The 22,087-nt window shown below is 61.9% G+C and carries 22 protein-coding genes and 3 pseudogenes; 15 read left to right on the top strand and 10 right to left on the bottom strand.

Annotated features, from left to right (window positions below; all coding sequences use genetic code 11):
- Positions 1–188: 188 nt before the first annotated feature.
- The 7 genes from D6C00_RS15365 to D6C00_RS01330 all read left to right on the top strand — a co-directional run bounded on the left by D6C00_RS15365 (position 189) and on the right by D6C00_RS01330 (position 4,860).
- On the top strand, positions 189–665 hold the full coding sequence (locus D6C00_RS15365) for a hypothetical protein (protein ID WP_158675241.1): 477 nt from the start codon (positions 189–191) through the stop codon (positions 663–665).
- Positions 666–747: 82 nt separating this feature from the next.
- Complete coding sequence (locus D6C00_RS01305; protein WP_125179963.1) at positions 748–945, top strand: helix-turn-helix transcriptional regulator; 198 nt, start codon at positions 748–750, stop codon at positions 943–945.
- 15 nt (positions 946–960) lie between these two features.
- A complete protein-coding gene (locus D6C00_RS01310; protein ID WP_125179964.1) occupies positions 961–1,149 on the top strand; it encodes a hypothetical protein in 189 nt (62 codons plus the stop codon).
- The gene (locus tag D6C00_RS01315; protein WP_125179965.1) at positions 1,142–2,029 is read left to right on the top strand and encodes a toprim domain-containing protein; all 888 of its coding nucleotides are present in this window, start codon (positions 1,142–1,144) and stop codon (positions 2,027–2,029) included. The genes D6C00_RS01310 and D6C00_RS01315 overlap by 8 nt, the downstream gene beginning before the upstream one ends.
- Entirely contained in the window at positions 2,026–3,549 is a 1,524-nt protein-coding gene (locus D6C00_RS01320) for a YfjI family protein (protein WP_125179966.1), read from the top strand. The genes D6C00_RS01315 and D6C00_RS01320 overlap by 4 nt, the downstream gene beginning before the upstream one ends.
- The gene (locus D6C00_RS01325; RefSeq protein WP_125179967.1) at positions 3,546–4,178 is read left to right on the top strand and encodes a hypothetical protein; all 633 of its coding nucleotides are present in this window, start codon (positions 3,546–3,548) and stop codon (positions 4,176–4,178) included. The genes D6C00_RS01320 and D6C00_RS01325 overlap by 4 nt, the downstream gene beginning before the upstream one ends.
- 79 nt (positions 4,179–4,257) lie before the next feature.
- Positions 4,258–4,860 (top strand): hypothetical protein, encoded by a 603-nt coding sequence (locus D6C00_RS01330; RefSeq protein ID WP_125179968.1) that lies wholly within the window; start codon positions 4,258–4,260, stop codon positions 4,858–4,860.
- Positions 4,861–5,077: 217 nt separating this feature from the next.
- Here the strand turns inward: D6C00_RS01330 and D6C00_RS01335 are convergent, their stop codons facing one another.
- Positions 5,078–5,971: a LysR family transcriptional regulator gene (locus D6C00_RS01335; RefSeq protein WP_125179969.1), complete on the bottom strand. Its 894-nt coding sequence runs from the start codon at positions 5,969–5,971 to the stop codon at positions 5,078–5,080.
- 99 nt (positions 5,972–6,070) lie between these two features.
- Here D6C00_RS01335 and D6C00_RS01340 point away from each other — a divergent pair, with 99 nt between their 5' ends.
- The 3 genes from D6C00_RS01340 to D6C00_RS15560 all read left to right on the top strand — a co-directional run bounded on the left by D6C00_RS01340 (position 6,071) and on the right by D6C00_RS15560 (position 8,067).
- The gene (locus tag D6C00_RS01340) at positions 6,071–6,940 is read left to right on the top strand and encodes a pirin family protein (protein ID WP_125179970.1); all 870 of its coding nucleotides are present in this window, start codon (positions 6,071–6,073) and stop codon (positions 6,938–6,940) included.
- Between the two features lie 84 nt (positions 6,941–7,024).
- Positions 7,025–7,657: an isochorismate family cysteine hydrolase YcaC gene (gene ycaC / locus D6C00_RS01345; protein ID WP_125179971.1), complete on the top strand. Its 633-nt coding sequence runs from the start codon at positions 7,025–7,027 to the stop codon at positions 7,655–7,657.
- 248 nt (positions 7,658–7,905) lie between these two features.
- Entirely contained in the window at positions 7,906–8,067 is a 162-nt protein-coding gene (locus D6C00_RS15560) for a hypothetical protein (RefSeq protein ID WP_170165438.1), read from the top strand.
- 108 nt (positions 8,068–8,175) lie between these two features.
- On the opposite strand, the gene D6C00_RS01350 is transcribed toward D6C00_RS15560, so the two are convergent.
- The 7 genes and pseudogenes from D6C00_RS01350 to D6C00_RS01380 form a co-directional block, all read right to left on the bottom strand.
- Positions 8,176–8,685 (bottom strand): FKBP-type peptidyl-prolyl cis-trans isomerase, encoded by a 510-nt coding sequence (locus D6C00_RS01350; RefSeq protein ID WP_125182307.1) that lies wholly within the window; start codon positions 8,683–8,685, stop codon positions 8,176–8,178.
- A gap of 38 nt (positions 8,686–8,723) precedes the next feature.
- A pseudogene (locus D6C00_RS01355) lies at positions 8,724–9,114 on the bottom strand (hypothetical protein).
- A 147-nt stretch (positions 9,115–9,261) separates the two neighbouring features.
- Positions 9,262–11,131, bottom strand: a pseudogene (aprA, locus tag D6C00_RS01360) (adenylyl-sulfate reductase subunit alpha).
- Positions 11,131–11,613, bottom strand: a complete 483-nt coding sequence (aprB, locus tag D6C00_RS01365) for an adenylyl-sulfate reductase subunit beta (protein ID WP_125179972.1) — start codon at positions 11,611–11,613, stop codon at positions 11,131–11,133. Before aprB ends, aprA begins: the two are co-directional and overlap by 1 nt.
- Positions 11,614–11,641: 28 nt before the next feature.
- Positions 11,642–12,430, bottom strand: a complete 789-nt coding sequence (locus D6C00_RS01370; protein ID WP_125182308.1) for an adenylyl-sulfate reductase — start codon at positions 12,428–12,430, stop codon at positions 11,642–11,644.
- Positions 12,431–12,975: 545 nt separating this feature from the next.
- A complete protein-coding gene (locus tag D6C00_RS01375) occupies positions 12,976–13,905 on the bottom strand; it encodes a hypothetical protein (protein WP_241546762.1) in 930 nt (309 codons plus the stop codon).
- Entirely contained in the window at positions 13,787–14,440 is a 654-nt protein-coding gene (locus tag D6C00_RS01380) for an exonuclease domain-containing protein (protein WP_125179974.1), read from the bottom strand. Before D6C00_RS01380 ends, D6C00_RS01375 begins: the two co-directional genes overlap by 119 nt.
- A gap of 588 nt (positions 14,441–15,028) precedes the next feature.
- Here D6C00_RS01380 and D6C00_RS16680 point away from each other — a divergent pair.
- Positions 15,029–15,514 (top strand): annotated as a pseudogene (locus tag D6C00_RS16680) (PAS domain S-box protein); the annotation flags it as partial.
- A gap of 46 nt (positions 15,515–15,560) precedes the next feature.
- Positions 15,561–16,547 carry a GGDEF domain-containing protein gene (locus D6C00_RS15900; protein ID WP_241546763.1) on the top strand — a complete coding sequence of 329 codons (987 nt, stop codon included), beginning with the start codon at positions 15,561–15,563 and terminating at the stop codon, positions 16,545–16,547.
- A gap of 72 nt (positions 16,548–16,619) precedes the next feature.
- Here D6C00_RS15900 and D6C00_RS01395 read toward each other — a convergent pair whose 3' ends face one another.
- Positions 16,620–17,027 (bottom strand): endonuclease domain-containing protein, encoded by a 408-nt coding sequence (locus D6C00_RS01395; protein ID WP_125179977.1) that lies wholly within the window; start codon positions 17,025–17,027, stop codon positions 16,620–16,622.
- Between the two features lie 99 nt (positions 17,028–17,126).
- On the bottom strand, positions 17,127–19,358 hold the full coding sequence (locus tag D6C00_RS01400; protein WP_125179978.1) for an NADP-dependent isocitrate dehydrogenase: 2,232 nt from the start codon (positions 19,356–19,358) through the stop codon (positions 17,127–17,129).
- A gap of 259 nt (positions 19,359–19,617) precedes the next feature.
- Between D6C00_RS01400 and D6C00_RS01405 the strand changes: the two genes are divergently transcribed.
- The 3 genes from D6C00_RS01405 to D6C00_RS01415 all read left to right on the top strand — a co-directional run bounded on the left by D6C00_RS01405 (position 19,618) and on the right by D6C00_RS01415 (position 22,038).
- The gene (locus D6C00_RS01405; protein ID WP_125182309.1) at positions 19,618–20,583 is read left to right on the top strand and encodes a calcium/sodium antiporter; all 966 of its coding nucleotides are present in this window, start codon (positions 19,618–19,620) and stop codon (positions 20,581–20,583) included.
- A gap of 95 nt (positions 20,584–20,678) precedes the next feature.
- Positions 20,679–21,698 (top strand): sodium:calcium antiporter, encoded by a 1,020-nt coding sequence (locus tag D6C00_RS01410; protein WP_125179979.1) that lies wholly within the window; start codon positions 20,679–20,681, stop codon positions 21,696–21,698.
- A gap of 136 nt (positions 21,699–21,834) precedes the next feature.
- Positions 21,835–22,038: a YgaP family membrane protein gene (locus D6C00_RS01415; RefSeq protein ID WP_125179980.1), complete on the top strand. Its 204-nt coding sequence runs from the start codon at positions 21,835–21,837 to the stop codon at positions 22,036–22,038.
- The last annotated feature ends 49 nt before the right edge of the window (positions 22,039–22,087 follow it).

The following is a 22,087-nucleotide window of genomic DNA, read 5'->3' on the forward strand; positions in this document are numbered from 1 at the left end:
TGTACTGCAATGTACAGTAAAGTCCGGCATAATCCAATGGGAATCCAACAGCCCACCAGGAGGGACCACATGACCCAGCACTATTCCACCAAGGATTTCTTCCGGCAGATACCTAACGCCCTGCTCGCCCGTTACTTTCAGGGGCGGGGGTGTTCGGCAACCTAAGCTTCGCGGCCGTCCGAATTGCCATGTTTACTCCCGACCACGAAATATGGAAATTCGCATATGCAGGAGACGAGTTAGATGACTGGCTCCCTTATGCAGCAGATCTAGTCGCGACTTGGACCTCGCAAAGCCAAAATGAGGTCAAATTCAAAACGACCTTCGAAATCATCCTTGCATCTCTGTTGCTCATGGATGACCTATTGCCACCGTCTGCCCGAAAGGCATTTGCTGTTCTCACCGCCGAAACGATTACAGAAATCGAGAACAAGAAGGTTGTTATAGAGTGCCTGCATATTACGCCCCCACCACCAGGCCGAAAGGAAGACACGCATTTCAGAGCACAAGTTTTGTTCGCGGTTCAGCAATTACTAAAAACCGGTCTATCAAAGACCGAAGCCTACGAAGCAATTGCGACCAAACACCACAAGTCGCCCGACACAATCCGGCGCATGTATGAACGCGCATTGAAACGAAGGCGTGATCACAACCGGGGAAATTAACCAATGATTTCCCCGGTGACCGGATAAAAGTGTGACATAACAATCGGAAGCCATGTTCAACAACGCCTCAGGAGGCGCAAATATGGCTACCGCAATCCTCAGACTTCCCGCCGTGAAGGCCCGCACCGGGCTCTCCCGTTCCACCATCTATCTGCGTATTTCGGAAGGCAGCTTCCCCAAGCCCGTCTCCCTCGGCGGCCGTGCCGTGGGTTGGATCGAGGCGGAGGTGAATGACTGGCTGAACCGGCGGATCGAGGCCAGCCGCAAGGCTGCACGGTAAGGGGAGGCCAGAACGATGACCACAAACAAGAAGGGCCGCACTGGCGGGCACCAGGCGACCCAGAAGACTTCTAAGCACACCCGTAATTCTACCGGCATCGGTTCCCGCGTAAAAGCGGCAATCGTCACCCTGGCCGTGTGGGGCTGGTTCCCTATCGGACTGGCGCAGCGGATCAACCGCATGGGAGGGCCGCGTGATGAATAATGCGATCTCCCAATTCCGCGACGTTATGCGAGCCGCCGGGCTGGAGCCGCCGGACGTGATCAAACCGGGCAAGCTGCAACGCTTCCCCGGCGCCGGTAAACGCCCGGCCAACCGGGCGGGCTGGTGCCTGTTGTTCGATGACGGGCTGGGTGGTTGCTTCGGCGACTGGTCCTCCGGTCTCTCGGAGACCTGGCAGGCGAAGCGCAACAAACCCTTTTCACGGGCCGAACGGACCGCATTCGCGCACCGGGTGGAAGCCGCGAAACAACAGGCCGAGGCTGAGCAGCGCGCCCGGCAGACCGAGGCGGCGAAACGTGCCGCTGCAATCTGGAACGCGGCAACCCCCACCCCAAAGACGCACCCCTATCTTGCCCGCAAGTGTATCCGGCCGCACGGCGCGAAGATTCACAACGGCTTGCTGACGCTGCCGGTAATGGATTTCGCAGGGAAGCTGACCAGCCTGCAATTTATCGCCGCCGATGGCAGCAAGCTGCTGCTCTCCGGGGGGCGGAAACGGGGCTGCTTCATTCCCGTGACAGGTGAGATGAAAAACCCCGCCCGCGTAATCATCTGCGAGGGCTGGGCCACCGGCTGCACCCTGGCCGAGGACGAACCCACCGCGCTGGTACTGGCGGTTATCGACGCGGGCAACCTGGAGCCCGTTGTCTTGGCTGCGCGCCGCCGTTGGCCGACCGCCGAGCTGGTGATTGCGGGAGACGACGACCGGCTGACGGCGGGAAATCCCGGCGCCACCAAGGCCAAGGGTGCCGCTATTGCATCGGATGCGCTGCTGGCCCTGCCCCAGTGGCCGAAAGACGCACCCGAGCACCTGACGGACTTCAACGATCTGGCCGTGTGGCTGGCAGGAGGTGAGGCATGAGCGCCGATCTGCTGAAGTCCGCCGCGCCACCGCCGGAGGATTGGCCGGAGCTGGTGCCGCTGGATGCGCCCAACCTGCCCCGCCTCGATCTCGCGCACCTGCCCGGCTGGGCCGGCGACTATGCCCGCGCCATTGCAGCCGACACCGAGACGCCGCCCGAGCTGGCCGCCGGGATGATCCTAGTCGCCTGCGCCACCGCTGCCACCCGCCGTTTGCGAGTGATGGTGAAGCCAGGTTACTTCGAGCCGTGCAACTTGTGGGCCGTGGTAGCCCTGCCCCCCGGCAACCGCAAGAGCGCGGTGCAGTCCGCCGCCACCGCCCCGCTGGTCGCCTGGGAACGGGATCAGACTGCCATCCTGGAACCGGAGATCAAGCGCATTACCAGCGAGCGCAAGACGCTGGAGGCCCGCGCCAAAGAAAAGCGCAGCAAGGCCGCCAAGGAAAAGGACAACAGCAAGGCGGCGGAGCTGGCGCGGGAGGCCGCCGACATCGAGGCCGAACTTCCCGACATCCCCGTGCAGCCGCAGATATGGACATCCGACGCCACCCCGGAGCGGCTGGGCGCACTGCTGGCGGAGCATGGGGAGTGCATGGCCTGGTTGTCGTCGGAGGGCGGTGTCTTCGACCTGCTGCAAGGCCGCTACTCCAACGGCATCCCCAACCTGGACCTGGTGTTGAAGGCCCACAGCGGCGATGCGGAGCGAGTGGACCGGGGCAGCCGTCCTCCGGTCTTTTTGAAAAGCCCGCGCCTCAGTATCGGCCTGAGCCCGCAGCCGGACGTATTGCGGGGACTGGCGGCCAAGCCTGGATTCCGTGGCCGAGGACTGTTGGGCCGCTTTCTGTATCTGTTGCCGCCGTCCCCGCTGGGCTATCGCGCCTTACAGTCCAAACCCGTTCCGGAAGGCGTTCGCGACGCCTATGGAGCCGGCCTCCGCGCCATGCTCGATTGGCAACCTGCCACCGACGAACATGGCGAGGAACGCCCCCACCTGCTGCGCCTGAGTGATGAAGCACATGCGGAGTGGTACGCCTTCGCCCAAGCCATCGAGGTACAGATGCAGCCGGGCCGAGGACTGGAGCACTTCACCGACTGGGCAGGCAAAGCTCCGGGGGCGGCGACCCGCCTGGCCGGGGTACTCCACGGAATCAAGCACGCCCACGGCACACCCTGGGAGGCGGCCATCACAGCCGAAACCATGACCGCCGCCCTGGAAATCATGGCCGTCATCACCCGCCACAGCCTGGCGGCGCTGGACATGATGGGCGCCGATCCCACCATCGCCGCCGCGCGCCTGGTATGGGACTGGATCGAACGGGGCCGGTTGGATCGCTTCACCGTGCGCGAAGCCTTCAACGCTCTGCGTGGCACCTTTCCCCGCGTCGCCATGCTGCGCGATGCCCTGGAGGCGCTGGAAGAGCGGGGGTACCTGGAGGTAATCGAACCACCCCGTGATGGTCCCGGTCGTCCGCCCTCGCCCGTGGTTCGGGTACGGCCGGAGATTGCGAGGGGGTGGCGATGAGCTGGCGCGAAACCCTCGGGGTGACTCCTTCGACTGAAACACCCTATGCGCACAATACGCAGAATGCGCGGAAACCTGTCGAAACGGGTAATTGTGCGGATATTGCGGATTCTGCGTATAGGGATTCAGAACAGGAAAGCTCCAAGCTGCTGGAGGCTCTGGCAGATACCTGCAAGGGACTCGACATCTCTCAGGCCGAAGTAAAGGAAGCACTGGCAGCGGAGGACATCGAGGACTGGCGCAAAGGTGCGATCAGCGCTGATACCCTGGCCGCGTTCGCCCGCTCGCTGGTGCAGCGGCGGGAGATGGGCCAGGGCAAACGCCCCGAGCACTACACCGAGCAGGCCACCTGCAAGCACTGCGGGCCGATCTGGTTGTGGTTATCCGGCCAGGTGCTGGGTTGTCCCTGGTGCTGGAACCGTATAGCGGATAAGCCGATCACGCGACCCTGCGCTATCCACTGCGGTGACTGCATCCACTTCGAGCGCATCGACCACCCACACCTTGGTCACTGCGCCAAAAACGAACCGGAGGCGATTGCCGGCTTGTGGGACACGGACCGGCGATATTGCGAACACTTTTTACCAAGGCCACAGCGAACCCATAACAACCATCCAAGACCTGAATAATCCAAGATTAAGAGATGAATTTCCCAAATGATTTCGGTTAAAACTTTGATTGTTTTCAAACGTCAGATCGGAGGTAGGCATGGGCGGCATAGGTAGCGGAAGACACTGGTATTGGGGCGCGAAAGACACCACCGACGATTACCGCTCCATCGACGTGCGGCGCTGGAAACGGGATGGCCTGCTCATCCCCGATCAGGCCTTCGGATGGCAATGGTCACGCCATGGTGAAGTAGTCGCCTCCATTCGCGTGCGAACCGAACTAAGCCGGGTGATTCTCACCTACCGCCACCGAAGCGGCGGCGAGGACTGGAAGGATGAAAGCTATCCCGTCTATCTCGACTGGACCACCTGCCACCTTGGCGGGCAGCGACCCTGGTTCCTCTGCCCTGCTCGCGGGTGCGGTCGCCGCGTGGCAATCCTGTATGGCGGCGGCATCTTCGCCTGTCGCCACTGCTACCAGTTGGCCTACCCCAGTCAGCGGGAAACCTGGGATGACCGGGCAGCAAGGAAAGCTGACCGAATCCGCGACAAGCTGGGATGGGAGCCTGGCATCCTCAACGGTAACGGCTGGAAGCCCAAGGGGATGCACTGGAACACCTTCGAGCGGTTGACCGCTGAACACGATGCCTTCGTGCAAATTTCGCTTGCAGGAATAGCTCAACGGTTTGGCATGAAATTCTAGAGAGACGCGGCAAGCGCGGGGGCAACTATGGGGGCAACATAGCTTTTTATAAATCGAATATTTATATTTTATCAACAGGCTGCAGGTATTTTTCGGTAGTCGCCGCCCCACCATACAAGCAGAAACGGGGTGCCCCTTGTGGGGCACCCCGTTTCTGTTTGTCCGCAGGCACGGTCATCAGCATCCGCGTAGCCCGGTCTCTGCTTTTTTTCTGATGTTATTCATCCGCAAGCAACTCATTCAGCACTTGCGCGGCAATATCCACAAACGCGCGCAGCTTGGGCGGTACAAAACGCTGGCGTGGGTAAACCAGATGGACGGGGTCAGCCCTGGCCTGCCATTTGGGTAATACCCGGATCAGTCTGCCCGCCTGCACATCCTCGCGGCATATATAGGTGGGCAACAGGCCGATGCCCTGTCCATCCAGCGTCATCAGGCGGATTACTCCCAGGTCATTGACAATCAGGTTGCCCGCCATCGGTAAGGTCAGACGACTTTTGCGGCTCGACAGGTGCCATTGTTCCTTGCCGAACGTGGTGAACTGGAGGCAGCGATGCCGGCCCAGGCCGCGTGGTGACGCCAGCGGCGGGGCGTCATCGAGATACTCCGGGCTGGCGAACAGGGCCCAGCAGGCGATGCCGACCCGCTTGGCGATCAAGGTCGAGTCGTCCAGCGCCCCGGCGCGAATGGCGACATCCACCCCTTCGGCCACCAGATCCAGATAGCTGTCTGTGAGTAGCAGATCGACGTTGATCTGTGGATAGGCCGCGCGCAACCGCTCAAGCAGGCAGACCAGAATGCTGTCGCCGAAGTCCGCCGGTGCGGTCACCCGCAGCCGGCCCCGGGGCTCGCCCGCATAGGCCGTGACGGCCGCCTCCGCCTCGAGCAGGTGCCCCAGCCCCGTGGCCGCGTGGCGGTAATAAAGTTCACCGGATTCGGTCAGGCTCAGCCGCCGGGTCGTACGCTGCAACAGCGTCACCCCCAGCCGCTGTTCCAGGCGCGAGATACGGGTGCTGACCGTAGAGGTCGGCAGGCCCAGTTGACGTGCGGCGGCGCTGAAGCTCCCGGCCTGCACCACCCGGACGAATACGGCGGCCTCGTTCAGGTCCATATGGATTATTCAATCAAATGAAAAGTGTTTTGGCATTTTACCACCTACACACCTCCCCTGCCTGCCGCTAGAGTTGTCGTCATCACACAGGAGGCGACCATGAAAAAGCTCTCATATATCAAACGCAGCAATGGCGGCCACTGGGTCGGCGACGGCTTTCCGGTCCGCACCCTCTTTTCCTACCACGATCTGGCCGAGGAACTGTCACCCTTCCTGCTGCTGGACTATGCCGGGCCGAAAGACTTTGCGCCCACTAGCCAGCGACGCGGCGTGGGCGCCCACCCCCACCGGGGGTTCGAGACCGTCACCATTGTCTACGCGGGCGAGGTCGCGCACCGAGACACCACCGGCGCCGGCGGCACCATCGGCCCCGGCGACGTGCAGTGGATGACCGCGGGCGCCGGGGTATTGCACGAGGAGTATCACAGCCCGGACTACGCCCGGACCGGCGGCCCGTTCGAGATGATCCAGCTGTGGGTGAACCTGCCGGCCAGGGACAAGCTGACCGTGCCGGGCTATCAGGGCATAACCGGCGCGGATATCCCGCACATCGCCCTGCCGGACAGCGCCGGGCACCTGCGCCTCATCGCCGGCCGCTATGGCGAGACAACTGGTGCCGCCCGGACCTTCAGCCCGATGAATGTCTGGGACCTGCGCCTCGCTGCCGGCGGATCAACGGCGTTCGATCTACCGACCGGCCACACCATCGCGCTGTTCGTGCTACACGGCGCGATCCGCCTCGATGACCAGTTGGTCCGCAGCGCCGAACTGGCCGTCATGGAACGCGCCGGCTCAAGCCTGGTGGTGGAGGCACTCGAGGACAGCGTCGTGCTTCTGCTCAGTGGCGAGCCGCTGAACGAATCCATCGTCGGTCACGGCCCCTTCGTCATGAACACCCGCGAGGAGATCGAGCAGGCGATCGATGATTTCAACAATGGCCTGTTCGGACGTATGCCCGCATCGGCCTGATATCGACCCCGGCACGGCTGCCGCAGCAAAGCCGTGCCGGCTTTCGTCCCCCTGGCGGGATAACGCAACCCGAGGAAAGCCCTGATGACTCAACCCTATGTCCGTCTCGATAAAGACAACGCCGCCGTCCTACTGGTCGACCACCAGGCCGGACTGCTCTCGCTGGTACGGGATATGAACCCGGACAGCTTCCGGAACAACGTCCTGGCGCTGGCCGATCTGGCCAGGTACTTCGATCTGCCGACTGTGCTCACCACCAGTTTCGAGACCGGCCCGAACGGCCCCCTGATGAGCGAACTCAAGGAGATCTTGCCCGACGCGCCCTATATCGCCCGGCCGGGGCAGATCAATGCCTGGGATAACGAGGAGTTCCTGCAGGCGGTCAAGGCAACCGGCAAGCAGCAGTTGATCATAGCCGGCATCGTCACCGAGGTCTGCGTTGCCTTCCCCGCCCTGTCGGCACTGGAAGCCGGTTACGAGGTTTTCATCGTTACCGATGCATCCGGCACCTTCAACGAGTACACCCGCGACTCGGCCTGGCAGCGCATGACCGCCGCCGGCGCGCAGTTGATGACCTGGTTTGGGGTGGCCTGCGAACTGCATCGCGACTGGCGCAACGATATCGAGGGTCTTGGCACGCTGTTCGCCAATCACATTCCCGACTACCGGAACCTGATGAACAGCTATGCTAGTTTGCAGGCGATGAAACAGCGCTAAAACCGCGGCCGCAGCCCGCCTCGACGGGTGGCATTATGGGTTAATGGCCTGGAAGTCCGGAACTCGCAGCGCGGGTCCGACAGGTGGACAACTGCCGAGGCAGCGTCTGCACGCCAGAGCACACGCCGCGGAAAGGCGCCTCAGACGGCCTGTAGACATTGGCAAACGATACACGCTGCGGTAGAATCGGGGGTTTGAGATAAGTGATTTATTCAACTGCCGTTTCTACTGCCCAGAGGAGATGAATTATGAGCGATGCACCCAAGACCAGACCCAAGGTTCCCGAAGGCAAATCGCGTTATCTGACCACCCGTCAGAAAGAGCCGAATGAAAAGGGTTACGTGGGCTACGACACCATCTGGGAGTCGTTCCAGAAAGAGCAGCCCTACACCACCCCGAAGCGTCCCTGAGTCCAGGCGGCCGCGTGACCCGGCATGGGGCGCGCGGCCCCTACTCATCCAGCAAGCCTTCACGCCCTTCTTAACACGCTTCCGGCTACCGTAGCAGCCAGCAGGCCGTCAGATCGGGACCTGTCTGCCCTCGGGGAGATCCGGTCCTTTCTCGACCTTGCCACCGAACTCGATTTCTTCCTCAGTGGCATCACGAACCAGCAGTATCTCGAGCTTGAATATCACTTCCCGTCCGCTGAGGGGATTATTGCCATCGATGGTGATATAGTCGCCGGCGATACGCGTCACCATGAAGGTCTTGGTCTGCCCCTGGTCGTTCTCCATCAGGATGGCCGTACCGACCTCGCGGTATTCCTCCGGAACGTTCTCGATTCTATCGGTAATGACCAGGGATTCGTCTCTGGGGCCGTAGAGCTCGTTGCAGTCGATCGGCACATCGATCGTGTCGCCTGCCGCCTTGCCTTCAAGCTCCCGCATGACCGCAGGGGCCAGCACCTCGTTGACACCCTGTACGTAGCCCAGAGGGTACTCGATCTCGGTCAAGACACTGTCGGTCTTGACGTCGATGACCTTGTATTTCACTTCGACGTACTTGCCGTCCGTGATGATGTCCTTGATGATCTCAGTCATAGCTCTCTCGATGGGGGGCTGGTGTTCTAGAAGATGGAGGCACCGAAGATCCTGACTTCCCCGTCCTCATAGCCGAGCACCATACGACCCAGCCACTCACCTTCCTTCTTGGTACTCCTGACACGGTACAGGCATGTGACATGCTCGCCGCGCCGGATAAAACCCAGAAAGTCGTATATGGTCCAGGCTGCGCGTCAATTCGCTCTTGGCGAACTGCTTACCCACCTCCACCTCGTTGAGTCCGAACAGCAGGTTATAGGAGAACCTTTTGATGAATTTGCCGTACTGCCCCTTATTGGAGTACTTGATCAGCTCTTCCCACATGGGATGAGCAATCTCCGCAAGTTCTTCATCGGTATGGTCCAGGATGCTCTTGAACTCTTGTGCTTCGTTGGGTGCTTCATGCGCTTCAGTCATGATACTCATCTGCCTACCGAGTCAATATATCTATCGTAAAAAGCGAAAAGACCAACAACTGTTGATCTTTTCAATTCCGTTCAGAGACCCGAGGGATCCCTACACTCTGTAGAGATCCCTCGTCGGGCCTTCCTGTTGAGTTCCCGCTTACTCGGTGTCCTCAACCAGGTGATAACATGGCGCTTTCTCCATGGTGTATTCACCGGTTTTCGGATCACGACGGGAAACGGTCAGTACATGCCAGTTCTCGTCGTCCACCTTGAGGAAGTCACCACGGTAGTAGTACCCGGGCCAACGGGTCTCCTTGCGGAACAGGGTGTGCTGCATGACCGCCTCGGAACTGAGGATACGGTGCTTCAGCTCCCAGGCACGCAGAAGCTCATGGATGTCCTCTGCCGCGATCTTCTCGAAGTCTTCCTCCAGAAGCTTGAGCTTCTTGAGGCCGATATGCAGCAGCTTCTCGTTGGTCATATAGTTGACCGAGGCACCACCGGCGTACTCGTCCATCAGCTTCTGCAGCCGATCAAGACCCTGGCGCGGGTTGATGTAGTTGGGATTGACCGAACCCGCAGTGATCTCGTTGCGGTAGATGCGGTAGTGTTCCAGAGGCTTGTAGATCTCCTTCCGGCGATCTTCGATCTGCTTCTGGGAGACCACGATGCCTTCGGCCTTGCCGTCGTCGATGTACTTGCAGGCGGCCTTGGCGGCCAGACGTCCCTCGGTGAAGGAACCCGAGGAGAATGCGTGCGGGGTGCCGCCGACGGCGTCACCGGCACCGAACAGACCTTCGACCGTGGTCATCCGGTTGTAGCCCCAGAAGTACTCCGGCGGAGACACATCCTCGGGACCCGAGCACCAGGCGCCACAACCGGTCGCGTGCGATCCCATGACATACGGCTCGGAAGTGGTCAGTTCCGGGTTCTCGTTCTTCGGGTCGACATCGGTGGCCGCCCAGAGAACCGCCTGACCGACGGTCATGCCCAGGAAGTTGTGCCAGCCGATCTCTTCGAGGTGCGGGTCCTGGAAGGCTTCCATGGTCACCATGTGGATCGGACCGCGGCCGGCGTTGACCTCACTGATCAGTGCATGGTTGCGCAGGCAGGTCGGGATGGGCCGATGAGTCCGGTGCGAAGCTTCCGGATCCAGGTATTCCTTGCCCACCATCTCCTGAAGCTGCGGCCACCACTTGGATTCATACTCTTCGCCCAGGCAGTTCTGGGTGTAGGTCTTGAGGTGCAGGAAGTATGCACCCACCGGACCGTAACCGTCCTTGAACCGGGCCAGTACGATGCGGTTCTCCATCTGGGTCATCTTGGCGCCGGCGCTGATCAGCAACCCGTAGGCCGAGCCGGATGACCAGGGCGCATACCACACGCGACCGCGCACCTTCACCGACCGAACGCGGCTTGTAGATGTTGGAGGCGCCGCCGGCGGCCACGATGACGGTCTTGGACTTGAACACGTGGTAGTTACCGGTACGCACATTGAACCCGACTGCACCGGCGATGCGGTTTTCCTTGGATTCGTCCATCAGCAGATGGGTCACACAGATACGGTTGAATACCTTGTCAGCGGACTTCTTCGCGGCTTCCGCGACGATCGGCTTGTAGGATTCACCGTGGATCATGATCTGCCAGCGGCCTTCACGCTGGTAGGCGCCGGTCTTGGGATCGCGCATCAGCGGCAGACCCCATTCTTCGAACTGGTGCACGGCAGAGTCGACGTGACGCGCCATGTCGAACGCCAGATCTTCACGCACCATGCCCATCAGATCGATACGCGCGTAGCGAACGTGGTCTTCCGGGTTGTTTTCACCGAAACGGGTGCCCATGTAGCAGTTGATGGCATACAGCCCCTGTGCCACAGCACCGGAACGATCGATGTTCGCCTTCTCGGCGATGACGATCTTCTTATCCTGGCCCCAGTACCTGGCTTCCCAGGCCGCACCGGTACCACCGAGGCCCGCACCGCAGACCAGGATATCGATATTGTCTTCTACGATAGTTTCGTAAGCCATCAGTAGTACACCCCTTCTTTCAGCTTCAGACCATTGGACTTGAGGGTGTTCAGACCACCATCATCGAGTCGCAGGTATTTGGGTTCGTTGAACAGCAACTCGCTGTCGCGCTCCTCCTTTGAGGGGGCCGGTACGTCACGCAGCTGAGGGATGCAGGTACCCCAGGGCTTGGTCGTGATCGGCGCCAGCAGATCCATGTCCTTCTGGCCATTGCGGAACTTGATGCGCCAGGCGATGACACCCTTTTCCTCATCACGCTTCACGCGTACCGAGTGGCCCAGCGGGGCGAAGTCGGCATAGCCGCGAACGTCGATCGCCTGATGCGGGCAGGCCTTGACGCAGGAGTAGCACTCCCAGCACATGTTGGGTTCGATGTTGTAGGCGCGACGGGTGACCTTGTCGATGTGCATGATGTCTGACGGGCAGATATCGACACAATGACCGCAACCGTCACAACGAGTCATATATACAAAAGTTGGCATGAAAGGCTCCTTACTTTTGAAAAATCAATTAGTAGTGACGAGGGGGTTCACGGTTGATACCGAGCCCCATATAAGGCGGGTTCGCGCCCATGTATTCCGGGATATCAGGATACCGCTTCTGTACGGCAGGATCCGTCAGATCGTAATCATCGGGCAGATTCTCGCGCGAACCATCCGCATAGATGACCTTCTTCTGGTAAGCCGCTGCAGGCTTGAAGAACATGTGCGCGAACTTGGACCAGTAGACAGAGCCGAAGAGCACGGTGGCGCTCAGGATGAACAGCACGAAGAACAGGGTGTTCAGCGCACCGGCGCCCATGGTCAGCGACCAGAGCAGGGCGAAGGTGGATGTGGCGAGCAGGCCGACGATGAAAATGTCGCCGCGGCCGTTGAAGTTGTACCACTTCACGCCTTCGGAGAAGAGGTCGACGCGGATGGCGAACCAGAACCAGTAGCCGCCGACGGCGAGGGACAGTGCGCCCAGATGCCACAGGAGCGGCCAGATGCCTGCATCAGCCTGCGTTGCGTAACCGAAGATCAGCACTGCGGTGCTGACAACGAAGACGACAAAGCCCCACATCGTGAGCAGATGGGAGGCACGGCGGCGGGGATTCTTGAACTCCGAGGAGGTCAGCACTTCGCTTGCAACAGTCTGCACCGCCAGGGAGGCCTTTTCGCCGCCGCCCAGGGTGCGCTTGGCATTTTTCTCTGACTTTTTTGCATTTTCGAAAAAGTACTGGGCACTCTTCTTGTGCATCATGTCAAGAATGGTGCCGACAACAACCAATATGACCATCAGGATGACGTACCCCTGCATGACGGATGGTGAGATGAGAGCCGACTGTTCGGCAAGTGCGGCGAAGGGGTTGTTCGCGATCATGGACTCGAGTCTCCTCAGCTAAAATTTCTGTGGACGGGAGTGTGAATGGATTTAAATGCCATTACAACCAGTTGTGATTTTTAGGACCATAAGTATTTCTGATTGCGATGCCCGCGATTTTATAGGGTGCAGACAGTCGTAACCCGGGGATCAACCGCACGACGATGCAGCGACACTACATGCGTCCAGGGGAAGCCATCGCGACGGTCAGCGAGCGCCCCAAAAAAATAATGATAACCGTTTTCATTTGTCGATCGGCCAATCCGCCTAGTACAGCACAGGCGCGCCCGGACAGAAAGTCCGAATCCGCAGATTGCATGCTTGCTGTCACTTGAGATCAGCGCGAGGACGTACACGAACCCGCGTATTTTAACAGCGATGTCGCCGGTTGACTACGGGCAAAATCGATTAAAAAGAGCATTATAATTTCCTTTGCCCTCCCATGAAATCGATTATGGGCAGCCTGCCCCAGGGCCGGTGGGTTAGGCACTCCCCTGGACGAAACGCCCGAGTTCGTGGCCGAAGGCCTCAACCTCGTTGAGCAGGGACAGCCGTGAGACATCGTCGCCGGCCTGCGTGCGCAGTTGCTCCAGTTCCTCGCGGAAGCCGGTGAAACTCAGATGGCCCGACTCCCCCTCCAGCAGACGGGCGCGGCAATGCTGCAGCCAGCGGGCCTGCTCCTCGGGATCGAGCGTTTCAGGGTAGTTGCGGGCGCGATAACGGAACAGCATCTCGGGCAGGCGCCCATCGTTGAAGTTCCAGCCCTGGCCGTTCAGCTGATCGGGCGGGACCTGGTGGACCCGTTCCATCAGGGCCTTGTCCTTGTCGTCGAAGAAACCGCCGGCATAGATCATCAGATCGGGATCGGTGACAGGCTCGAACTCGCGCGGCTCGAATATCTTGCCGAGTTTCTTCTGGATCTCCTTGCGGGCATCGAGCAGGCGCTGGCGGTTCTGACGGCAGGCCATGAAATCGATATTGAGCCGCCTGGCGGCCTCCCCGGTCAGGGTGGATGTGGGAGCGATCACCGGACACTTGTTGACCAGCAGTTGCTTGAGCGCGGGTCGCTCCACGCCCTCGGGCAGATCCTCGCTGGCGGTATAGAGCCGCTCGGCCAGGGTCTTCGCGCTGTGATCCAGCAACAGGGCCGGATCCTGCGACAGATCGAACACGATGATGCTGTTCTTGTTCACCGGATGGGCGGCGACGGGGACCACCATGCGGGTGTTGCCGTGATCACTGCCATACATGCCTGAGGTATGCAGAATGGGCGTCATTCCTTGCAGGTCGATGTTACTTGAGCACGGAACCTCCTGTTGGCGCCGAACTGTGATAGAGAAAATCGTAGAGCTGCGGCTTCTTTTCCCTGAGCAGTTTTCCGCCCTGGCCAGGGGGCAATGGGCATCGGCCACGGCGTCGTGCGCCGGCTCGTTGGCAAGCCCGTTGGCGACCGTGAATTCCCGCCAGCTTGAAGCTTGGCCGGGCCGCGCCTCCGTCCTCGCGCCTGCGGCCAGAAAACCCTCGGCCGCAGGTCGTGACGGCCCGACCACGTCGATTCAGATCCCAGCGCGTTGCCGTTCTGCCATTCGCGGCAAGGGATCGGAGAGATGCGTAAGGGGATTGCGCGTTTGACCTCGTCGTCGAAGCGCCATGCAGCTTTACCCACGCGCGCAGGTACCGGGCTGCGAGGTTTCGCCCAGATCGGGCGATAACTCGGCCTCCGGGCGGTCCCTGGCTCCACGCCTGCTGCGGGGTGATGCCGGTAATGAGCGAGGAGATCGGATGCGGCAGACTGTCCGGCGTCGGCCGGGCCAGGATGTTCAGCGGCTCGCCGATGATGTTCAGATCCTCGTCGGTGCGGATACCGGCGAACTGCACCGGGCGGTCGCGCATGGGATCCAGGCCGAAGGTTTCGTAATCGTGCCAGTAAAGCGTGTTCTGTGTCATGGACCTGCCTTGATAATATTAACCCGACAACCAACAATATCGTGTTCAGCCGCTGTGTGTCTGCCTGCAGCAAGGCATCAAAACGCCGCTGTAGCACTCCTACAGCAAGTTTTGATAACGCAGACGCAGGCAGACACACAGCGACCTGTCTTTAATACGATCAGAATGCCAGGGGCTTCAAGGCGACCCCGCCCGACGTTGCGACGCTTGCCAAGGGGGCGACCCTTCCCGGCGCGCCGCGCCTTGTTCCGGGGCCGCCTTGAAGCCCTGAACACGACATTGTTGGTTGCCGGGTTAATAAGAACCGGCGCAACCTTAGCACGGCGTCTGAGTGGGCAACCAGTCCGCAAGGAATGGCTGTATCGGCCCATTATCCATAAAAACAGTATGTGTTACAGTCCGGTTTCTGGCCCGCCACCGGCACGCCGGTTAGAATGGATAACATGATTGCAAGACCCATGACACTGTGCGTGTCACTGCTCCTCCTTGTGGCCGCAGGCCACGGCATTCCCGCGCACCGCCGAATCATCACAAGCCTCAGCCCCGCTGATCGAAACCGTCGAGGTCACGCCGCGCTGGGTGGCACCCATGCAGTTCGCGCTGGGGCTGCTGCTGGCAGCGATCTTCCTGACCGTGTATCTGCGTGCCCTGCGCAGCGAACGCACCCTGCTTGCGGCCCAACTCAAGGCCCGTACCCGGGACCTGGAGGAACGTGGTCGACAGTATCAGGCCCTGTTCGACAGTGCCGCCGTATCGGTCATGGTCCATGATCCGGACAGCATGGAAGTCCTGCAGGCCAGTGAAAAGGCCCTGGCCAGCTATGGTGTTGACAGTGTCGAGGCACTGAACCACGCGGCCTTCGAGTGCCGCGCCATCTGGTCGGAACCGCCCTATTCACTGCAGGAAGCAAGGGAACTGTTCCGACGCGCTCGGGACGAAGGCCCACAACGCTTCGAATGGCGCACCCGGCGCCTCGACGGCAGCGAGATCTGGGAGGACGTCTTCCTGCAGCCGGTACCGGTGGGCGGCCGGCAACGGATTGTCTCCACCGCGGTCGACATCACCGCCCGCAAGCGGGCCGAAGCCGGGCGCTCTGCGGCAGCTGGAAATGGAGGGACAGGTGCGCGAAATCTCGCTCATCCTGCTCAACTGCGGCATGGGAGGCAACGGCGACGGCATAACCAACGCCATCGCCCGCCTGGGCGAGAACATGGCGGCCAGCCGCTGCAGCCTGCTGGATTACAACGACGAGAACCGCGGCTTCGATCTGTTCCAGCAGTGGTGCGCCCCCGGGACCGCCCCATTGGAAGCCGACTTCCATATCCCCGCCGTGGTGGTCGCGCCCTATCACACCCGGCTGCTTCGCGGCGAGGCCGTGATTGTCAGCCGCGATCGGACCGACAGGGACAATATTGAATATTCACTGCTGGAGGCCGGCGGCGCCCATTCGGTGCTGTGTCTGCCCATACTGCGCGACGGTTCGCTGGAAGGCGTCCTGATTCTGTCATTCCCCACCTCGCAGCCGGAGCTGCAGTGGCCCGCCGAGATCAGGCCGCTGCAGGTGACCGCGGATCTCATCGGCGCGGCACTGGCGCGCAAGCGCCTGGCCGGGGAACTGGAACACCAGGCCAGTCACGACGTCCTGACCGGCCTGAACAACCGGCGCAAGTTCGAGGAACTGCTGCTCCAGGAAATCGAGCGCACGAGCCGCTACCAGCGGCCCTTTGCCGTGATCATGTTCGATATCGACCACTTCAAGCGTATCAACGATCGTCACGGCCATGACATCGGCGACGCCGTGCTGAACGAACTGGCCACCATCGTCGGGGAGCAGGTCCGGGACAGCGACATCCCGGCACGCTGGGGCGGCGAGGAGTTCATCGTCCTGCTGCCCGAAACCGGGACCGAGGGCGCCCGCCAGGCCGCCGAGGGGCGGCTGCGCCGGCGCATCGCCGAGACGCTGTTCACCGGCGCCGGCCGCGTCACCATCAGCCTCGGAGTCACCCAGTACCAGTCCGGCGACACCCTCGACAGCCTGGTCAAGCGCGCCGACGAGGCGCTGTACCGGGCCAAGGAAGAGGGGCGGGATCGGGTGGTGGTCGGGTAGAAGACCCTTGCACCTCACCCCTGCCCTCTCCCCACCGGGGAGAGGGGAAAGCCATATTCACCCCGGGCGGAATTACTCCCCTCTCCCGCTTCCGGGAGAGGGGTCGGGGGTGAGGGCATTGATCACCTGCCTGATCCGCTCCAGTACCGCCGCAGTATCATGCAACACCTCATTGTTCCAGAACCGCAGTACGACAAAGCCCTGGCTGCGCAGCCATGCATCCCGGCGGTCATCGTAAGTTTTCTGCTCAGTACGCTGGCTTCCATCGATCTCCACTACCAGCCGTAGCGGCATACACACAAAGTCAACAATATATGAGCCAATTGGTTTCTGTCGCCTGAATTTAAAGCCCGGAAATCTACGGTCGCGGAGGTGGTACCACAGACGCTGTTCAGCCGGTATCTGTTCACTGCGCAGCTGACGAGCATGGTTGAGGCGGGTGCCAGTTGTACCCTCATCCCTGCCACCTTTTATGCTCATCGGGTGCTCCCGCAAGCGGGAGAGGGAAATGGTTCGGCTGGTCGTTTTGTCATGGTTCACCTCCCTGTGAACTCTGTGGCGGATCCGGGTCTAGCTGTCTTATGTCCCGACCAGCCCGTCGATGATGGCATTCAACGTCGCGCTCGGCCGCATCACTGCCGCGGTCTTCGACTGGTCGGGATGGTAATAGCCCCCCAGATCGGCCGAGCTGCCCTGCACGCCATTCAGCTCATCGAGAATCGTCTGCTCGGCTTCTTCCAGACGTTGCGCGACGGGGGTGAAGATTTCCTTCAGTCCCGCATCCTCGTCCTGAGCGGCCAGGGCCTGCGCCCAGTACAGAGCAAGATAGAAATGGCTGGCGCGGGTATCCGGTTCACCAACCTTGCGCGAGGGCGATTTATTATTGTTGAGATAGTCGCTGTTGGCCTGATGCAGGGCGCGGGCGATGGCGCCGACACGGGCATTGTCATGCTTGCGGCCGTACTCCTCCAGCGCCACGGCCAGGGCCAGGAACTCGCCCAGCGAATCCCAGCGCAGGTGATTCTCCTCCAGCAGCTGCTGCACATGCTTGGGTGCGGAGCCGCCGGCACCGGTCTCGTACAGACCGCCGCCGGCCAGCAGCGGCACGATGGAGAGCATCTTGGCACTGGTGCCCAGCTCCAGGATGGGAAACAGGTCGGTGAGGTAGTCACGCAGCACGTTGCCGGTGACCGAGATGGTGTCCTCGCTGCGTCGCATCCGCTCCAGGGTGTAAAGCGTGGCCTCGGCCGGGGCCATGATGCGGATATCCAGCCCGTCGGTATCGTGCTCCTTGAGACAGGCCTCGACCTTATTGATCAGGTTGGCGTCATGGGCGCGTTCGGGGTCCAGCCAGAACACCGCCGGCTGCCCGGTGAGCCGGGCGCGGGTCACGGCCAACTGCACCCAGTCACGGATGGGCAGGTCCTTCGTCTGGCACATGCGCCAGATATCGCCAGCCTCCACCGCATGCTCCAGCAGGCAGTTGCCGGCGGCATCGGTGACGCGCACCCTGCCCTTTGCCGGGATCTCGAAGGTCTTGTCGTGCGAGCCGTACTCCTCGGCCTTCTGCGCCATCAGGCCCACGTTGCTGACACTGCCCATGGTGGCGGGATCGAAGGCGCCGTGCTGCCGGCAGAAATCAATGGTGGCCTGGTAGACGCCGGCATAGTTGCGGTCCGGGATCATGGCCAGGGTGTCATGCTGGCCGCCGTCCGGGCCCCACATCCTGCCGCCGGCGCGGATGGCGGCGGGCATGGAGGCATCGATGATGACGTCGCTGGGCACGTGCAGGTTGGTGATGCCACGATCGGAATCGACCATGGCCAGTTCGGGCCGCTGCTGGTAAACCGTCTGGATATCAGCCTCGATGGCCTGGCGCTGCTCACCGGGCAGTTCCTCCAGCCGGGCGTAGAGATCGGCCATGCCGTAGCGCGGATCCACGCCAAGCTGTTTGAAGGTGTGGGCATGCTTGTCGAACACCTCCTTGAAATACACGCTGACGGCATGACCGAAGATGATGGGGTCGGAGACCTTCATCATGGTGGCCTTGAGATGCAGCGACAGCAGCACGCCGTCCCGTTTCGCCTGTTCCGCGGCCTGTTCGAAGAAGCCGCGCAGGGCATTGCAGTTCATGACCGAGGCGTCGATCACCTCGCCCTCGCCGACCGCGAGCTGCTCCTTCAGCACCCGGGTCCGGCCATCATCCTCCACCAGCTCGATCTTCACATCGCCGGCGGCCTCGATCACCGCGGACTGCTCGCTGCCATGGAAATCACCGGCGTCCATTGAAGCCACGCGGGTCTTCGAGTCCCTGGACCACTCGCCCATGCGGTGCGGATGCCGGCGGGCGTATTCCTTCACCGCCGCAGCCACGCGCCGGTCCGAATTACCCTCGCGCAGCACCGGGTTGACCGCGCTGCCAAGCACCTTCGCATAGCGGGCCTTGATCTGTTCCTCCTCGGCATTGGCCGGCTCGTGGGGATAGTCCGGCAGCTCAAAGCCCTGCGCCTGCAGCTCGCGGATGGCGGCATCGAGCTGGGGGATGGAGGCGCTGATGTTCGGCAGCTTGATGATGCTGGCCTCCGGCGTTTTTGCCAGTTCACCCAGTTCGGCCAGGGCATCGGGCTGTCGCTGGGCCTCGGTCAGCCGCTCGGGGAAGGCGGCGATGATGCGGCCGGCCAGCGAGATGTCGCGGGTTTCCACCCGGATGCCGGCCGCGGCGGTGAAGGCCTGCACCATGGGCAGAAAGGACCAGGTCGCCAGGGCCGGCGCTTCGTCGGTCTCGGTATAGATGATGCTGGGGTCGGACATTGAGGGAATTCCTGATTGCGGGTGAATGGTGGGGCGGGCCCGGTGCAGCGCGCATTATATTTCAGCATCTGTGGACACACTAGCCCGAATGGTGTCGTAGCCCGGGCCCCAGGGCTGTTATGATGCAGCCTGGACTGCAGACGTCGTCATTCCCGCGTAGGCGGGAATCCATTGGCCACCGTGGTTGCTGGATCCCCGCCTACGCGGGGATGACGTCTTGTATCAGTATCCACACATTCTGACTCCTGAGTGATCCTTGATGATCATCCCCCTGCTCGCCGTCATCGCCGGCTTCGCCCTGCTGATCTGGAGCGCCGATCGCTTCGTCGCCGGCGCCGCGGCCCTGGCCCGGCATTTCGGCATGCCGGCACTGCTGATCGGCATGGTGGTGGTCGGCTTCGGCACCTCGGCCCCGGAGATGGTCGTCTCCGGCCTGGCCGCGGCTCAGGGCAACCCGGGCATCGCGCTCGGCAATGCCTATGGCTCCAACATCGCCAATATCGCGCTGATCCTCGGCATTACGGCCCTGATCAGTCCCATCGCCGTGCATTCGCAGGTGCTGCGCAAGGAACTGCCGCTGCTCGCCGCCGTCACTGTCCTCGCCGCCTGGCAGCTGCATGACGGTACCGTGAGCCAGACGGATGCCCTGGTACTACTGGGGGTGTTCGCCCTCATCATGGGCTGGAGCATCTTCCAGGGGCTGCGTGGACGCGGCGATCCGCTGGGCGATGAAATCGATCAGGAGCTGGCATCCCACCCCATGCCCCTGTCGCGTGCGCTGCTGTGGCTGGGTATCGGCCTGCTGGTGCTGATCGCAAGCTCCCGCCTGCTGGTCTGGGGCGCGGTCACCATCGCGCAACAGCTCGGCGTGAGCGACCTGATCATCGGCCTGACCGTGGTTGCCATCGGCACCTCGCTGCCGGAGCTGGCCTCCTCCATCATCGCGGCACGCAAGGGCGAGCATGACATCGCCCTGGGTAACATCATCGGCTCGAACCTGTTCAACACCCTTGCCGTGGTCGGCATTGCCGGCGGCATCACCCCGCTGGCGGTGGGGCCGGAGGTGTTTTCCCGCGACATGCTCGTAATGGGCGCATTGACGCTGTCGCTGTTCGTATTCGGCTACGGTTTCCGGGGCCCGGGACGGATCAATCGCCTCGAAGGTGGTGCGCTGCTGGGCTGTTATTTTGGCTATACCGGCTGGCTGGCGTACAGTCTGCTGTAGCCTGGCAGGTCGGGGCAGCGTGCAAGGCGTAACCCGACCTGCGCCACTCTGTGAGAGCAACGCTTTTATCAAGCCATAATAATCCGAGGCCCAGGATGCTCGAATCCCTGACCGCCAGCATCATCGCCTTCACCGCCGCCGCCCTGATCATCGTCACCGTCGGCAGCCGGCTGGCACGGGTTGCCGATGAACTGGCCGACCGCACCGGCCTGGGCGAGGCCCTGTTCGGGATCTTCCTGCTCGCGGGTGTGACCTCGCTGCCGGACTTCGCCGCGACCCTGAGCGCGGCGCTGGACGCCCGGCCCGACCTGGCCATGAGCAACGTCATGGGCAGCATGGCCGTGAACCTCGTGTTTCTCGGCATCGCGGACGTGGTCTACCGCAAGGCCAACCTGGAACACGCGGCCGCCTCCCCCACCACCCTGATGCTGGCGTCGCTGCTGATCGTGCTGTTGACCCTGCCGCTGCTCGCGATCGCCACCCCGCCGGTGGCCCTGGGCGGCGTGCATCCGGTCACGCCCCTGATCGTGGCCGCCTACCTGTTCGGACTGCACCTGGTTCTGCGTTCCGAGGCACGGCCCATGTGGTTCCCGCGGCACACCCGCGAGACCGTGCCGGACAAGCCGGCGCACCACCGCCGCGGCGGCCTGACCCTGGCCTGGTTCAGCTTTATCGTCCTGGCCGCGGTGACCGGCATGGCCGGCTGGGTGCTGATGGAGGCCGCCAAGGTCATCAGCGATCAGACCGGGCTGTCCGAAACCCTGGTCGGCGGTCTGTTCACCGCGGTGGCCACCTCCTCGCCCGAACTGGTCACTACCATCGCGGCCATCCGGGCCGGCGCGCTCACGCTGGCGGTAAGCAACATCTTCGGCACCAACTGCTTCAACATGCTGGTGGTGGCCGCCGCCGACGCAGGCTATCCCGACGGCTCCATCTATCACGACATGGCACCGGTGCAGATGACCTGGGGCCTGATCAGCATTCTGATGACTGGCATCCTGTTGCTGGGCATGGTGCGCCGCGAGACCTACGGCATCGGCCGGATCGGCTTCGAGAGTGCGCTGATCCTGACCATTTACGCTGCGGCGCTGGCGATCGTCATCGCGGGCGGCTGAACAACCACCCACAGAAAGCGGCATCCGTGCCAGCCGGCACCGCCCCCCTGACAACCTCCCTGATTTGGACTATATGTCAGCCTACCGGACCGGCATGGCGGATCCGGATGCCTGTCTGAATCAGGGGGGGAACAGCATGTCAATCGACCGTATCGTCCTTGCCTTCGCCGGTGCCATGGTACTGCTCAGCCTCGCCCTGGCCCAGCTGCACAGTCCGTACTGGCTCTGGCTGACCGCCTTCGTCGGCGCCAATCTGCTGCAGTCCGCCTTCACCGGCTTCTGTCCGCTGGCGCGCATCGTCAAGGCACTGGGGGCAAAACCCGGTCAGGCCTTCCAGTAATCCGTCTCGGCAGGCGTTCAACTGACGCAGGTCAGCGCCTATGCGGGCT

The sequence above is a fragment of the Thiohalobacter thiocyanaticus genome, from assembly GCF_003932505.1.
GTDB lineage: Bacteria > Pseudomonadota > Gammaproteobacteria > Thiohalobacterales > Thiohalobacteraceae > Thiohalobacter > Thiohalobacter thiocyanaticus.

Excerpts from the sequence above, each read along its gene's own strand:
- D6C00_RS01405 (WP_125182309.1), top strand. The coding sequence starts at position 19,618 with ATGATCATCCCCCTGCTCGCCGTCATCGCCGGCTTCGCCCTGCTGATC.
- D6C00_RS15365 (WP_158675241.1), top strand. The coding sequence starts at position 189 with ATGTTTACTCCCGACCACGAAATATGGAAATTCGCATATGCAGGAGAC.
- aprB (WP_125179972.1), bottom strand. The coding sequence starts at position 11,613 with ATGCCAACTTTTGTATATATGACTCGTTGTGACGGTTGCGGTCATTGT.
- D6C00_RS01325 (WP_125179967.1), top strand. The coding sequence starts at position 3,546 with ATGAGCTGGCGCGAAACCCTCGGGGTGACTCCTTCGACTGAAACACCC.
- D6C00_RS01305 (WP_125179963.1), top strand. The coding sequence starts at position 748 with ATGGCTACCGCAATCCTCAGACTTCCCGCCGTGAAGGCCCGCACCGGG.
- D6C00_RS01315 (WP_125179965.1), top strand. The coding sequence starts at position 1,142 with ATGAATAATGCGATCTCCCAATTCCGCGACGTTATGCGAGCCGCCGGG.
- D6C00_RS01320 (WP_125179966.1), top strand. The coding sequence starts at position 2,026 with ATGAGCGCCGATCTGCTGAAGTCCGCCGCGCCACCGCCGGAGGATTGG.
- ycaC (WP_125179971.1), top strand. The coding sequence starts at position 7,025 with ATGACTCAACCCTATGTCCGTCTCGATAAAGACAACGCCGCCGTCCTA.
- D6C00_RS01380 (WP_125179974.1), bottom strand. The coding sequence starts at position 14,440 with ATGACACAGAACACGCTTTACTGGCACGATTACGAAACCTTCGGCCTG.
- D6C00_RS01400 (WP_125179978.1), bottom strand. The coding sequence starts at position 19,358 with ATGTCCGACCCCAGCATCATCTATACCGAGACCGACGAAGCGCCGGCC.
- D6C00_RS01340 (WP_125179970.1), top strand. The coding sequence starts at position 6,071 with ATGAAAAAGCTCTCATATATCAAACGCAGCAATGGCGGCCACTGGGTC.
- D6C00_RS01415 (WP_125179980.1), top strand. The coding sequence starts at position 21,835 with ATGTCAATCGACCGTATCGTCCTTGCCTTCGCCGGTGCCATGGTACTG.
- D6C00_RS01330 (WP_125179968.1), top strand. The coding sequence starts at position 4,258 with ATGGGCGGCATAGGTAGCGGAAGACACTGGTATTGGGGCGCGAAAGAC.
- D6C00_RS01370 (WP_125182308.1), bottom strand. The coding sequence starts at position 12,430 with ATGCAGGGGTACGTCATCCTGATGGTCATATTGGTTGTTGTCGGCACC.
- D6C00_RS01335 (WP_125179969.1), bottom strand. The coding sequence starts at position 5,971 with ATGGACCTGAACGAGGCCGCCGTATTCGTCCGGGTGGTGCAGGCCGGG.
- D6C00_RS01310 (WP_125179964.1), top strand. The coding sequence starts at position 961 with ATGACCACAAACAAGAAGGGCCGCACTGGCGGGCACCAGGCGACCCAG.
- D6C00_RS01395 (WP_125179977.1), bottom strand. The coding sequence starts at position 17,027 with ATGAGCATAAAAGGTGGCAGGGATGAGGGTACAACTGGCACCCGCCTC.
- D6C00_RS15560 (WP_170165438.1), top strand. The coding sequence starts at position 7,906 with ATGAGCGATGCACCCAAGACCAGACCCAAGGTTCCCGAAGGCAAATCG.
- D6C00_RS01410 (WP_125179979.1), top strand. The coding sequence starts at position 20,679 with ATGCTCGAATCCCTGACCGCCAGCATCATCGCCTTCACCGCCGCCGCC.